The following is a 14,683-nucleotide window of genomic DNA, read 5'->3' as shown; positions in this document are numbered from 1 at the left end:
CAGTCATATTTGAAAAGGGAGGTTTTCCAATAATGGTTATCGCAATAGTTGAAGGAGACAAAAAAGATGTCAGCAAAGGCATGACGAAGGCATATGAAATGTTAGAAATGGCGGTACAATTATCACCCAATAATGGGACATATTATATAAATAGTAACGGAACAGAAGAAAAAGTAAGTTATGCCAAACAAAAAAGACTAGCTTTAGGAATTCTTGCTTCGCTCCAGAAAATTGGAGTGAAGCAAGGAGATTATATCATGGTAGATGTAGCGTCAAGCAAGGTATATCATCTGCTCATGTGGGCGTGTTTTTATGGAGGGTTTGTACTTACAACATTGCCAAGACCGGATTTCTATGATGAAAAGTCCCAGACTGTTAAAGGTATGCTAGATATTTGGCAAATGCTTAATTGTCCCGTAATGATTACAGACGATGTCGTATGTGCTGTCTATAAAAAAGTCATGCATACTAATAAAGTCTATATAATGGATGATTTGTATTCAGACAATACTGGCAAAATTGCCAGTATCTCTAGCAAGGATGCTGCCTATATTCAATTCTCATCTGGAAGCACTGGAAATAGGAAAGGCGCCATACTATCAAACGAAAATCTCATTTCTGAATGTTGTGATTTGATTGACTATGAAAATTTTAAGAAGGATGAGCGCTTGCTGACATGGCTGCCACACACACATAATTTTGGTGCTTTCACCTTTACCTTTACTTCTGCTGTTTTAGGTTGTAATTCATGGTATATGAGTACAGAATTGTTTGCTCGCAATCCTTCCTTGTTTTTGGAAAAAGTATCAATGCATAGGGTGACTAGATTATGTATTAATAATCTCGGACTTCAGATGTTATTGAAATATGCGGAACAATTTCCAGATAGTTCTTATGATTTAACAGGATTAAGGGTTATCTATATCGGAGCAGAAAACCCTTCTTATCAACTAATGAATGACTTTGCTGTGGCATATGGTGTTGACGAGTCGGTGTTTAAACCTGGATATGGTATGTCTGAGACAGTCGTGGCTGTCTGCTGTTCTCATACAGGATTTTCAAAGGGCGATATTTTATTGGCATCCAGAAAGGAGCTTATAGAAAAACGAAAGGTCGTTCTTTATTCTGGAAAGGATGAGAATAATCAGATGGCTTTAATTGAACATGGCTATCCTCTAACTAATGTTAGTATCGGTATTTTCAGCGAGGATAATTTACCTTTAGAAGAAAATATGATTGGAAGTATTAGAATTAAAGGTGACATTGTTTTTCAAGGTTATTGTAATCCTGATGATAATGTAGGAGTCTTTTGTAATGGATGGTACATCACAGGTGATTTGGGCTTTATCAGGGATAGGAAACTATATATTGTTGGCAGAACAAAAGATATTATTATTGTCAACGGTGTCAATTATATGCTTACTGACATGGAAAGTGTTATTGAAAGAAAAATGAAGGCAGCCCCTAAACTGTTGTTTATTTCTGTTGATGATCAAGCGAATGAATCTCTAGTTGCATTTATAGAAATGCCGCAATATTCTGCTGAAGAGTATCATAAAATCGCTGCCGAAATACGTAATTTTTTACGCTGTGATTATGGTATTGACGTTAAAAATATTGTCCCTATAGAAAAGATTAAACGCAATGCCAGTCGAAAAGTAGATAGATATGGCATGAAAATTTCCTACCTCAATGGAGAATTTGATGGGGTTATAGAATCACTAAAGAAGACAGACTACCAAGAAAAGACTATCCCTCAGCTGATTGATGAAGATAAATTGGTTCAAGCAATAACAGAATGCTGGAAACAAGTGTTAGAAATTCAAGAGAAAACAATTTCTTTGGACAAATCCTATAAAAGTCTAGGGGGAAACTCTGTCAGAGGCTATTTTCTAATTCAAAAGATAGAAGAAAAACTTGAAGAACTAGGATATGATAATATCAGCTTAAGTCAAGATATATTTCTGAAATGTTCAACTATACGAGAGATGTCAGATTATATTTCTTCTTTAAAGCCAATAATTGCAGAGGATGACATATCTTATTCTGAAGATGAAATAGCAATTACAGGATTGGCTTTTCGATTGCCTGATGCGCAAAATCAGGAAGAATTATGGGATGTGCTTATTAATGGACGAGAATGTGTTAAAATGGCAGGTTCTGAAAGACAGTCTCTTAGTAAGAACAGGGTATGGAATGATATTTTCGGTCAGATTGAGGATATTGATTGCTTTGATTATAATTTTTTCAATCTTTCTAAAGAAGCAGCAAGCTATATGGATCCGCAACAGAGATTGTCGTTAGAAGTGGCTTATAACGCTTTAGATGATGCTGGAGAAGGGGTTTTAGCAGAGGAGAATAAGGATATTGCTGTCATTTCGGCAGCCAGCGGCAACTTATACCTTCCGATGGTTTTAGATCATATTAAAAGTACAGGCGCAGACAATTTGCCAGAAACAGCAATGATAGATAATCTAAATAGTACCATTGCGACTAGAATTGCAAAATATCTTAATAGCAATGGTGTCGCTATGAGTATTGACTCAGCCTGCTCCTCATTTATGGTGGCCTTATCAACAGCAGAAAGGCTCGTTAAAAATGGTGAAAGTAAAGGTGCTTTGGTCATCGGCACAAACATTTTACCATCTTCATATACTCATTTATTAGCCCAAAAAGCAGGAATTTTATCTTCAGGGAATGCTACAAAGGTTTTTGCCAAAGATGCAGACGGTTCATTGTTAGGTGAGGGAGTTGTTGCAGTATATTTGGAAGGTGTTAACCAAGCTGTTCAAAACAGAAAACATATCTATGGTGTCATTGCTGGCAGTGCAATGAATAATGACGGAGCTGCCTTAAGTATTATGGCTCCTAATCCATCTGGACAGTATGATGTTATGAAAAAAGCCTATGAGCAATCCGGAGTAAATAGTAAAAGGATTTCCTATATAGAAGCTCATGGTGCCGGAACTAAAATTGGTGATCCTATTGAATTGACATCTCTGAAAGCTATGTTTGGGACAGGTCGTTCAGAAAGAGAGAAAATCATTATTGGTTCTGCAAAGTCAAATTTTGGACACACACTTGCTTGTGCTGGCGGAGTCGGATTAATAAAGGTATTAATGTGTATGAAAAATGACACATTAGTGCCTGTGTTAAATGTAGAGGAAAAAAATCCATTGTTAGAGGATTCAGATTTTCCTTTTGAATTGCTCACTGCTCCAAGAAATTGGCCTAGATCAGAAGCTGAGCCACGATATGCTGGTATCAATTCTTTTGGAATCGGGGGTACAAATGCCCATGTAATCATTAAAGATGGTCCCAAAATGCAGGGCAATGATAGTAATAAGAACAACTATCATGTCGTTGTTTGTTCCGCTAAGAGGAAAGAAGACTTGCCAATTGTCAAAGATAATATAATGACTGCTATAAAAGATGATGTCAATATGACTGATCTATGCTATACGTTAAGTCACTCCAGAAATCACTATAAGTATCGCTGCTCATTTATTATGAGCAACAACAAAGTTCTTTGTGGGGATATTTCCCAAGGTGAGCAAACCAGAATTAGCGGAAACAGAGTAGCGGTTGTCTGTGATAACAGCATAATAGATGAAAAGCTGAGAATTTTGCTGAATGAACAGCTCAACAAAGTAACTGACGGACAATGTTTCTTTGCGGACACTCCAGAAATCTTTAAAGCTGATTATGTACTTGCAATTAATCTTTCAGAAGCCAGTATTGCAAGCTTAAAAATTACAAATGAGAGTATAAAGGCAGTAAAAAAACTGTACCTGTCACCACAAGAGGTAAACGAAGAGTATTTAATGGCATGTCTATTAAGAGAAATATACACATGTGGTGCAACTATTATCTGGGATGAGTTGTGGAAGGGAAAGTTAGGAAATATTGTTAATAATCTTCCGGCTTACCCATTTAAAAAAAGCAAAGTTTGGTTATAGCAGAAAGGAATTAGTCGGATGAGAATGCAATCATATCATGAAAGAGTCAAAAAGTTACTTCCTGGTGGCGTTCATTATAATTTTAATCTTCCATGGGAAGAAAGTCCTCTGCATTTTGTTAACGCAAAAGGGAGCCGCGTTTGGGATATGGATGGAAACGAATATCTTGATTTATACGCAAGATTTGGAGCCATGATTCTTGGGCATGGGAATAAAGAGTATTTACAAGATTTAAACGATATCATGAACAGGGTCTTTTCTGTCAGTCATTGTGATATTGATGCGGAAGCACTTGAAGCAATTAACAGATATGTTCCCTCTGCAGAGATGATTCGTTTTGGCTTATCCGGTACAGAAATTGTGCAGAATGCACTGCGAATTGCCCGAGCTTACACAGGCAGAAATAAATTTGTCCGATTTAACAACCATTATCACGGGAATGCCGATAATATTATGGGGGGCAAAAGCAAGGATAAAGCCCATCCGGTTCCTAAGGATTATATTGGAGATACAAAAGGAACTGCAGGAAGAGCGACAGGAATTCTTCAAGAACAGTCATTTTTGATAGAATGGAATGATGAAACAGCTCTGGAAAATTTATTGGTAAATCATGGCGATGAGATTGCGGCTGTTATTATGGAGCCTGTCTGTGTAAATGGGGGGAGCATTATGCCAAAAAACGGCTATTTACACAAGGCAAGAGAATTATGCAATCAATATGGCATCGTTTTGATTTTTGATGAAATCATAACGGGATTTAGAATGGGATTAGGCGGTGCACAAGCTAAATTCGGGGTCATCCCTGACCTGACAACTCTTGGAAAGGCCATGGGAGGAGGCGGAGTTCCTGTGGCAGCAATCGCTGGTAAAAAAGAATTTATGCAGCTGCTGACAAATAAAACAGTTATTCATGCGGGAACCTTTAATGGCTATCCATTGGGTACTGCAGCAATATTATCAACGATAAAAATTCTTGAAAGAGATAACGGCAGTGTCTATGAAGAGATGGAATCAAAGTCTGCAAAACTATACAATATATTAACTGACATTGCAGCCAGTGAACAATTTCCATTAATTTGTCAAGGACCGGTAACTTGCGGAGCTTACCATTGTTGTTCAAAAAAACTAGAATATCCATCAGATTATTATCCCGATATAGAAATAAAGGATATTATTTTAAACTCTGCTTTTCAAAAGCATGGCATTCTTGTTTCTAGTATTTCGCGTATTTATCCCAATATTTCTCTTAACGACCAAGATATTCAATGGTTTGAAGATAGGGCTGGGAAAGCGATTAGTGAAGCAAAAGAGTTAATTAACGAATTGTATCAGTAAAGGAAAGCATCATGTTTAAAGATAAAAATTTTAAAAAATATTTGTGGATTTACTTAGGGATAACATTTGGACTTAGTTGGGGCATCAGCCTGCTTTATGTCTTATGTTATAAACAGCTGTCACCGATTTTTGGAAAATTAAATATGAGTAGTCCCTTAGTTGTTATTGCGCTTAATTCTCCGTCTATTGCAGGTGTCTTTGTCTACTATATGTATGGAGGAAAAAAAAGTTTGTTGCAGTTTTTTAAAAGATTAATTCCAAACTTGAGAGAATGCAGATGGTTTATTTATTTATTCATTGTTTCAATAGCTTTTTTTGCAGCAATGCATTATGGTTCTATACTGCTTCATATTCCTCTTCCTAAGGTAAAACTGTCTACCAACGATAGACTTGTGTTATTACTGAAAAATATCTATGAAGAAACTGGTTTGTTGGGGGGAGCATTGGGATGGTATGGCTTCTTATTGCCTTATATGCAAAAACAATACTATTCTAGTATTAAGGGAGGATTGATGACCGGCTTTATATTTGGTCTATTTGTTTTTCCAGGTTATGCTCTTTCTTCCTTTGAGACGGCTACGACTTATCCATTTTATGTACTTCAATTAATGCTGTTTTCTGTTTTTATTGCATTTGTTATGAATCAGACACGCGGCAATGTACTGTTCTTTGTTTTCTGCTTTTGGTTGGTTGCATCAGGCAGTAAACTTCAATTTTATAATTTTATAGCGGGAGTGCAGATTTTAGAAATAGGATTTTTCCTTATCACTGTTATAGGAATGTACCTCTATTATAGAATTGTTAAGAATAAAGATTTAAATACCTATTCCCTGTGTCTTTTCCCAGATTTTATTGGAAATTAGAGGAGACATCCATGAGTAAGATATTTTACGAAATCGGAGAAAACAAATGCTCAACTCAAATTATTATGTTTCCTTATTTAGGGGGAAGCGGAACTTCTGTCATGTCTCTGGCTAATGAAATCTGTGCGAAAATCCCTGTTGATATTAGAGTTGCTTTTCCACCGGGGCATACAGGGTCTGACTATGAACTTTGTGATAGTTTTCTCCAATTGATTGACTTATACTACGAAGCCCTCATCACTATTTTAAAAAAAGACAGTATACTTTTTGGTCATAGCATGGGTGGAACAATTGCATATTTTTTGGCCCAGAAAATAGCAGAGAAAAACCCGGAGTTAACTCCGAAGAAGTTGATACTTTCTGCGGCAGCGGCGCCGGACCATATGAAAAACAAACGATTGTCGGATAAGGAAGATGACATTATCTTCAGAGAAATCAAAAAAATCGGAACGATGCCAGAGGAATTGACAGACAATCAGGAATTAGCAAGTTACTTCGCGCCAATGTTGAGGGCTGACTATAAGATTCTTGAAGAAATGTCAGAAATTAAAGTACAGAAACTTGATATTCCTACCTTTTTCATCATGTGTCATAAAGACAGTCTAACTTCATGTCGAACTATTTTGAAGTGGAAGGATTATCTTGATTCGAAAATAAGTTTTTACATGATGCCTGCCGATGCAGGGCACATGTATTTGGAGAAGTATAAGGAGGTAGTAGCCGACAAAGTAATGAACTTTTTAGATTTAAATTCGGAGGAAGGAAATGATTAATAAAAGTAGATTTAGATATTTTTTAGTGATATGGGTAGGGCAATTAATTTCCAGTATTGGAAGCGGACTTACTTCTTTTGGCTTGAATGTTTACGTTTTTGAAAAAACAGGAAGTGCTTTAGCCTGTTCTTTGGTCACTTTATGTGCATTCTTCCCATTAGTTTTCTTTACTCCTATTTCGGGAACAATTGCTGATAAGTTTAGCAGGGCTAAATTAATGTTAATAGGGGATTTCTTCTCGGCTGTGTGCTTAGGAGGCATGTTTATAATGATTAGTATGGGAATAAATAATATTCCTGCAATCTGTATCTGGGTATTTCTGAGTTCGTGTTTTGCGGCCATACTTGATCCAGCATATAAAGCAGTCGTAACAGATTTACTGACGCCAGAAGAATTCTCCAAAGCCGGCGGACTTGTTCAGTTAGCTTCATCAGCTAAGTTTCTCCTGTCACCGATATTTGCTGGTCTGATTTACCAAATTTCTGGTATTTATCTCATATTGATAATAGATATGTGTACTTTCTTTACAACCTTATTTACCGTAGCTTATTCAGGTAAGGTGATGAATGAATGTCAAAAAATTAAAGATTCTAAAGTGCAGGTTATAAAAGATATTGTTGAAGGCTATAAAGAATTGACTCAGACTAAGGGAATAAAATTACTGTTAATCTTGTCTATTGTGATTACATTTTATGTAGGTATTATAGAGACGATGATAAAACCCATGCTATTGGAATTAACTGATTCTTCTACACTAGGTGTCATCCTATCTCTTAGTGCCATTGGAATGCTCATTTCAAGCTTGGCGCTAGGTGTGAAGGGAATCAAAAAGAATTATCTTAAAGCTCTTTCGTTATCATTTTTATTCATGGGTATTACAATAGCCATTATTGGTTGCACGACGAATATCATGGGGATAGCTGTTATTGCTTTTCTGTTCTTTTTAACAATCCCTGTTTCAAATGTATGTCTAGATGTATTAATGAGGTGTAATATCAGCAAAGATACTCAAGGGAGAGCTTGGGGATTGATTTCCTTTATTTCTCAGCTTGGTTATATTATTGCATATGCTACCTCAGGAGCTTTGGCAGATTATGTTTTTAATCCCTTATTATATAAAAATGGAGCTTTAGCGACTTCAGTCGGGAGAATTCTGGGGACAGGCTCTGAAAGAGGAATTGCGCTGATGCTTGTGATTTGTGGTATTTCCATGGTCATTCTAAGCCCTCTTCTTAAGAGCGGCAAGAGTTTGAAACAGATGGAGGCGAACTGCTTTAACTATAATGTGGAGGACTAAAAAATATTATGAAAAAAAGAATCATCTGGAAAGAACTACGAAAAGGTAAAATTATCTGTATCACACTGATTGTTTTTATTGCAATGGCTTCTGGACTATTTGCATCAGCAACAAATCTTTTATACTCACTAAACAATTCGCTTAATACATTTAGTGCGGCAGCAAAGACTTCACATCTTTTGCAGATGCATTCTGGAAATTTAGATGAAAATGCTGTCAAGAAATTTGCCAAAAACAATAACTCTGTTGAGAAATATGAGATTGTCAATATGCTAAATATTGCCGGCAAAGATTTATACATTAAGAATAATGGAAGTAATGAAAGTGGCAGTCTCATAGATTGTGCTTTGGTGGCACAAAACAGTCAATTTGATTTTTTGCTGAATTCAAAAAACAAGGTCGCTTCTGTTAAAGAAGGACAAGCTCTTGTTCCAGTATATTATAAGATCAAATATAATCTTAAAGTTGGAGATTCCATTAAGATAAAAGTCGGAAGTGATTATATTAGCTTTAAAATTGCAGACTTTGTCAAGGATTCCGAGATGAATTCCTCGTTTGTTACATCAAAGCGTATATTGGTCAATCAGAAGGATTGGGACAAGGTCGCTCGTCAAACTGGAACATTAGAATATTTAATAGAGTTTCGTGTAAAAGATACGAACGACATTGATGCTGTTGAAACAGCCTATCGGGACGCAAAATTGCCTTCCAGCGGGGCTACTATTACATATTCTGAGATGAAACTTTTAAATAGTTTGACAGATATACTGACAGCCTCCCTGCTGATGGTGGTTGTGGTATTCCTAGTTATTATCTCAGTACTTTGCGTGAGATTTGCGATGCTATCAAGTATCAATCAGGACTATATGGATATTGCTATCATGCAAGGACTGGGGATTCCTAATAAGTATATAGAGAGTATTTACTTTATCAAGTACTCATTAATTACTGTGATTGGCTGTACTATCGGATACCTCCTATCTTTCAAATTAACTCCAGCAGTAGAAGGGAATCTTGAACGATATATGGGAGTTGCTGATAAAGGAATTATTGATTATGGTCTCCAAATATTGGCAACTGTCCTTATAGGCGGCATCATTGTTCTCTTATGCCGAAAGAGTATCAAAAAAATTGAGAAAGTCAACACTATTAAAGCACTGCAAGATAATAATGAAATTTCCAGCGATAAAGTCATCAGGCGTCCTTCCTTATTTGGAAGAGGTAGCGCTTGGGCTAATTTTAAACTAGGTATTAAATACCTGCTAAGTTATAAGAGGCCTTATATCATTCTTCTTCTTATCTTTACGTCCCTGTCTTTTCTAGTTTTGCTGCCTGTTCAGATTACAAGCACTCTTAAATCAAGTCAATTCACGTCTTACATGGGAGTAGCTTCATCTGATCTCAGGGTTGATTTTCAGCAAGGAGGGGTTGATAAGAGCACTGTAAAGTCAGCTCTTGCTAATGATGATGCTATTACTGATTATCAAGTTTTCAATACTTACTTGGCCAAAACTGACAACTCTGATGGCAAACCGGTGACAGTAAATTTTGAAACAGGCGATTATTCGATTTTCTCTCTGTCCTGTATAACGGGTAGCCTTCCGAAAAAGACAAATCAAATAGCGATCTCCTACTTACTGGCAAATGATTTAGGCATTAAAGTTGGTGATAAGATTACTTTTACAATATCAGATCATGCATACACTTATAAAGTAAGCGGCATCTATCAAGATATTACAAACGGCGGGAAAAGCGCCAAGTCTATTGGCAGCATTTCCAATGCCGATGTCAGCAGAAGTGTTGTCAACGTTAATGTTTCATCGGAAAAGAAAAAACAGTTAGTAGAAGAAAAATTAAAATCTGATTTTCAAGATGGAAAGGTAACGGATATTTCTGAATATGTTAATCAAAGTATGGGAGATATTATCACACAGTTTAGCCTAATTACTGTGATAACTATTATCATTGCAATTCTGGTCACTATACTGACAATTACCATATTTATGAGAACTTTGATTGTTAGATACAAAGCAGATATTGCTGTTATGAAAGCTCTTGGTTATAAAAACAGTGACATCAGATCTCAGTACAGAACACGTATAATCATTCCGCTGTTTATTGGATTAATTATTGGTTCTGCCTTAGTGCTTATAGCGGGACAGCCTTTAGTAAGTGCATTTGCAGCATCTCAGGGAGCTCCTCAGATAATCTTTATCAGCAATCCGTTTATTGTTTATGGTTTGTTCCCAATGAGTATACTAGTAGTGGCAATAGTTACTATATACCTGTCTAGCAATCTGCTAAATGGCATAAAACTTATTCAAAAATAGTGTAAAGGAAGATAATAATGAGAACAATATTAAGTGTTAAAAATTTAAGGAAACAGTTTGATGACGGTAAGCAAAAAACGGCAAATGTTCTTAATGATATCAGTTTTGATGTAGAAAAAGCAGATTTTATAGCAATTATGGGACCTTCTGGTTCGGGAAAGTCAACGCTACTCTATAATATTAGCGGTATGGATCAGCCTTCAAGCGGTGATATCATTCTTGAGGGAAAAAATATCGGTGAGCTAAGTCAGGTAGAACTGGCAGATATAAGATTGCGTAAATTTGGCTACGTCTTCCAGCAACCGCATTTAATCAATTCTTTAACAGTAAGAGAGAACATCATATTAGCAGCTTCTGTGCTCAATAAGCAAGTAGATACGACTATTGCTGATAAAGCAAATAAATTGATGACATTAACTGGAATTATTGAATTAGCAGATAGGGATACGATGTCTTTATCTGGTGGGCAAGCACAAAGAGTCAGTATATGCCGCAGTTTTATGAATGATCCTAAACTAGTTCTTGCAGACGAGCCTACGGGGTCGCTAAACTCTAAGTCTTCAGAAGAAATCATGGATTTATTTGTTGACATTAATCACAAAGGAAGTACTATCATGCTTGTTACGCATGACCCTTTAGTAGCTGCCAAGGCTAATCAGGTATGGTTTTTATTAGATGGGGTCATCTACCGAAAAGAATTTCTCGGACCGTGGGACAAATCACAAACGTCTATTACTAATAGAAAAAATAAGATTAATGACATTATGTCCGAAATAGAGATTTGAGCGGATAGGAGGTGATAAGAATGAAACCAGAAATAGGAATTATAGGTGCGGGTGTAATGGGCAAAGGTGTTGCGGAGCGCTTCGCTAATTATGGTTACCAAGTCATTATCCTTGATAACGATGATAAAGTAGCAAGTAAGGTGATTTCCGACATTACAAGAAGCATAAAAATGAAAAAAATGTTCGATAAAACCTTGAATGAAGACGATATTGTAGCAAACATTAAAGTGGCGAGTAACTATTCAGACCTCAAAACGGCTGATTTTATAGTTGAAAATATCGTTGAACAAGAAGAAGCCAAGAAATCGGTTTATAAACAAGTAGACGAAGTAGTTGGTGATAATTGTATTTACTTAGCAAATACTTCATGCATACCGATTACAAGATTAGGCTCTTACACCCGAAAACCAGATAAGATAATTGGCGTTCACTTTATGAATCCAGTTCCAGTAAAAAACTTTGCCGAAGTTATTTTGGGTTGCCAGACTTCAAAGGACACACAAGAGAAAGTCTTTGAACTATTAGCTCATGTCGGAATTGACTTTGAAGCTGTCCATGACAGTGCAGGCTTTGTATCTAACCGATTGTCACATTTATTTATGAATGAGGCGGCTTTCCTAGTATATGAAGGCGTAGCAGATCCTAAACAGATTGATAATATTTTCAAAAAAGCATTTGGTCATAAAATGGGACCGTTGGAAACCGCAGATTTAATAGGATTAGATACAGTAAAGGACTCTTTGGAAGTTTTATATAAAGACTATGAGGATCCAAAATTTAGAGTATGCCCATTGATTCGTCGAAAAGTTGAAATGGGTCACTGTGGCAAAAAGAATAAAAAAGGCTTTTATCGCTATTAATGTTATGGATGATTAACGGAGGAAAACAAAATGAAAAAAACACTTAGAGAATTCTTAGGGAAATATTTTGACGAAAGCACAATTGACGATGACGATAATATTTTTGAAACGGGACTTGTTAATTCATTATTCACAATGCAATTAGTAAGTTTTCTTGAGGATTATTATGATATTAACTTCGAAAATGAAGAATTGGATATTGAAAACTTTAAGGATATCAATTCTATTGTTGCTCTTTTAGAAAAGAAAGTTAATGCTTGACAACAGGATGTGATTATATGAATGCTGAAAAAGTAAAATGCGTTATCTGGGATCTTGATAATACAATATGGGAAGGCATACTGGCAGAGTCGGATCAGGTCACGCTGAAAGATAACATAAAAACAATCATTAGAGAACTTGATAACAGAGGCATCCTTCAATCTATCAGCAGTAAAAATGATTATGATATAGCTAGGAAAAAGTTAGAAGAATTTGGTTTATGGGAATATTTTATTTATCCACAAATAAGCTGGAATCCTAAATCACAAGCAGTTCAAACAATTGCTAAAAGTATCAATATAGGTAGTGATACTTTAGCTTTTATAGATGATCAGCCATTTGAACTTGAGGAGGTTCAATTTGCCTATCCTGAAGTGAGAGTCATAGATGCTGAACGGTTAGATAAGATTTTAGATATGGACTGTATGAAACCTAGATTTCTTACATCTGATTCTCACAATCGCAGACTATTATATCAAAATGATATTAAAAGAAATACTGTTGAAAAAGAATTTACGGGCAATCAAGAGGCGTTTTTAAGCTCTTTAAGTATGAATTTCATAATTAGCAAAGCACAGAAAAGCGACCTTCAGCGCGTTGAGGAATTGACGGTAAGAACGCATCAGTTAAATTCCACAGGTTATATTTATAGCTATGATGAACTTTGCGATTGTATTACTGATGATAAATATGAGGTGCTGGTTACAAGACTTGATGATAAATATGGCAGTTATGGGACAATCGGCTTGGCATTGTTTGAAAAGTACGCAGATATCTGGGAAATCAAGCTGCTTATTATGTCTTGTCGGGTAATGTCGCGAGGTGTCGGAAATATCTTATTGAATCATATCTGCAATGAGGCTAGACAGCAAGGAGTCAAAGTACGAGCACAATTTGTCCCGACCGTTCGGAACAGAATTATGTACATAACATACAAATTTAATGGTTTTAAGGAAATTGACAAAAACGAGAATGATGTCTTGATGTTAGAAGCTGATATGAGTCAAGAAAGAAGTATACCTACTTACGTCAATGTCGTTGTTGAATAAGGAGAATAGAAATATGGATTTTTCACTTTCGCAAGAACAAAAGGAATATAAAAAAGAAATCACCAATTTTGCTAAAGAAAATCTAAATAATGAACAATATTTAGAAGAATACAGTGAAGAAATGTGGAAGAAAATTTCTGAGTTTGGTTTACTTGGATTGAATATTGGGGAAGAATATGGAGGGTTAGCAGAGAATTACCAAACTGCAGCGACGGTATATGAGGCACTTGGCTACTCGTGTAAAAATAACGGTTTTATCTTTGTTGTTAATAATCATGTCTGGGTCTCTCAAAATGTTATTTATTTACATGGTTCAAAAGAATTAAAAGATAAGTATATACCAGTTATGGTCACAGGGGAGAAAAAAGGTGCAATAGCTATCACTGAAGCTAATTCAGGCTCCGATGCTTTTGCCATGGTGACAACGGCAAAAGAAGAAGGGGATCATTATGTTCTTAATGGAAGTAAAATGTTTATTTCAAATGGACCTATTGCAGATATTTTTATTGTTTTTGCAGTAACTCAACAAGAGCCTGCTAAAAAACTAACTGCTTTTGTTGTTGATAGAGAATCTGAAGGGGTAAAAGTAGGTCCTAATATTGATAAAATGGGTCTGCTTGCCTGCCCCACCAGTGAAGTTGTGCTTGAAAATGTTAAAGTCCCTAAGGAGAATATTTTAGGGAGATTAGGATCTGGTAGTACAATTTTGACCCAGGCAATCGAGTGGGAAAGGTGCTTTGAATTTGCGCCGCATGTTGGAGCTATGCAAAGAGTAATGGAAGACTGTATAGAACAAGCAAAAACGAGAAAACAATTTGGCAAAAGTATCGGTGATAACCAATCAATCTCCCATAAAATTGCTGAGATGAAAATAGCCATTGAATTATCACGGTTGATGTTATATAAAATTGCATGGTTGAAAGACCATCAAAAAATGGCATATGCAGAGGTATCTATTTTTAAAACTTATGTCAGTGAAAACTATATTAAAACATGCCGTGATGCTCTGCAAATATTTGGGGCTTATGGATATACAAAAGAGTATGATATCGAAAGAGAGCTCAGAGATGCTTTAGCCAGTACAATTTATTCCGGCACTAATGAAATGCAAAGAAATACTATATATGAGATGGCAAAAGTCATGAGTTGGTAAATTGAAAGAGGTTGCAAA

The 14,683-nt window shown here is 36.0% G+C and carries 11 protein-coding genes; all 11 read left to right on the top strand.

Going from position 1 to position 14,683, the window contains the following annotated elements; all coding sequences use genetic code 11:
- Nucleotides 1–32: 32 nt before the first annotated feature.
- From DYE66_RS01370 to DYE66_RS01320, 11 genes are read left to right on the top strand one after another with little or no spacing between them, the layout of a single operon-like run.
- Nucleotides 33–3,959, top strand: coding sequence for a beta-ketoacyl synthase N-terminal-like domain-containing protein (locus DYE66_RS01370; RefSeq protein ID WP_002999519.1), 3,927 nt, complete (start codon nucleotides 33–35; stop codon nucleotides 3,957–3,959).
- Nucleotides 3,960–3,977: 18 nt separating this feature from the next.
- Nucleotides 3,978–5,294, top strand: coding sequence for an aspartate aminotransferase family protein (locus tag DYE66_RS01365; protein ID WP_002999559.1), 1,317 nt, complete (start codon nucleotides 3,978–3,980; stop codon nucleotides 5,292–5,294).
- An 11-nt stretch (nucleotides 5,295–5,305) separates the two neighbouring features.
- Entirely contained in the window at nucleotides 5,306–6,157 is an 852-nt protein-coding gene (locus DYE66_RS10935) for a hypothetical protein (protein WP_244914158.1), read from the top strand.
- Nucleotides 6,158–6,168: 11 nt separating this feature from the next.
- A complete protein-coding gene (locus tag DYE66_RS01355; protein ID WP_019782250.1) occupies nucleotides 6,169–6,930 on the top strand; it encodes a thioesterase II family protein in 762 nt (253 codons plus the stop codon).
- On the top strand, nucleotides 6,923–8,227 hold the full coding sequence (locus DYE66_RS01350; RefSeq protein ID WP_002999571.1) for an MFS transporter: 1,305 nt from the start codon (nucleotides 6,923–6,925) through the stop codon (nucleotides 8,225–8,227). The genes DYE66_RS01355 and DYE66_RS01350 overlap by 8 nt, the downstream gene beginning before the upstream one ends.
- A gap of 8 nt (nucleotides 8,228–8,235) precedes the next feature.
- Nucleotides 8,236–10,557: an ABC transporter permease gene (locus DYE66_RS01345; RefSeq protein WP_115324805.1), complete on the top strand. Its 2,322-nt coding sequence runs from the start codon at nucleotides 8,236–8,238 to the stop codon at nucleotides 10,555–10,557.
- Nucleotides 10,558–10,574: 17 nt separating this feature from the next.
- Nucleotides 10,575–11,342 carry an ABC transporter ATP-binding protein gene (locus tag DYE66_RS01340; RefSeq protein WP_115324803.1) on the top strand — a complete coding sequence of 256 codons (768 nt, stop codon included), beginning with the start codon at nucleotides 10,575–10,577 and terminating at the stop codon, nucleotides 11,340–11,342.
- A gap of 20 nt (nucleotides 11,343–11,362) precedes the next feature.
- On the top strand, nucleotides 11,363–12,202 hold the full coding sequence (locus DYE66_RS01335; RefSeq protein ID WP_002999654.1) for a 3-hydroxyacyl-CoA dehydrogenase family protein: 840 nt from the start codon (nucleotides 11,363–11,365) through the stop codon (nucleotides 12,200–12,202).
- 30 nt (nucleotides 12,203–12,232) lie between these two features.
- A complete protein-coding gene (locus DYE66_RS01330) occupies nucleotides 12,233–12,463 on the top strand; it encodes a phosphopantetheine-binding protein (RefSeq protein WP_002999702.1) in 231 nt (76 codons plus the stop codon).
- A 17-nt stretch (nucleotides 12,464–12,480) separates the two neighbouring features.
- Nucleotides 12,481–13,512 carry an HAD-IIIC family phosphatase gene (locus tag DYE66_RS01325; protein WP_002999546.1) on the top strand — a complete coding sequence of 344 codons (1,032 nt, stop codon included), beginning with the start codon at nucleotides 12,481–12,483 and terminating at the stop codon, nucleotides 13,510–13,512.
- A 13-nt stretch (nucleotides 13,513–13,525) separates the two neighbouring features.
- The gene (locus DYE66_RS01320) at nucleotides 13,526–14,665 is read left to right on the top strand and encodes an acyl-CoA dehydrogenase family protein (RefSeq protein ID WP_002999698.1); all 1,140 of its coding nucleotides are present in this window, start codon (nucleotides 13,526–13,528) and stop codon (nucleotides 14,663–14,665) included.
- The last annotated feature ends 18 nt before the right edge of the window (nucleotides 14,666–14,683 follow it).

The sequence above is a fragment of the Streptococcus downei MFe28 genome, from assembly GCF_900459175.1.
GTDB lineage: Bacteria > Bacillota > Bacilli > Lactobacillales > Streptococcaceae > Streptococcus > Streptococcus downei.
Note: the sequence above shows the minus strand (reverse complement) of the source record. Positions and strands in the feature narration are given on the sequence as shown.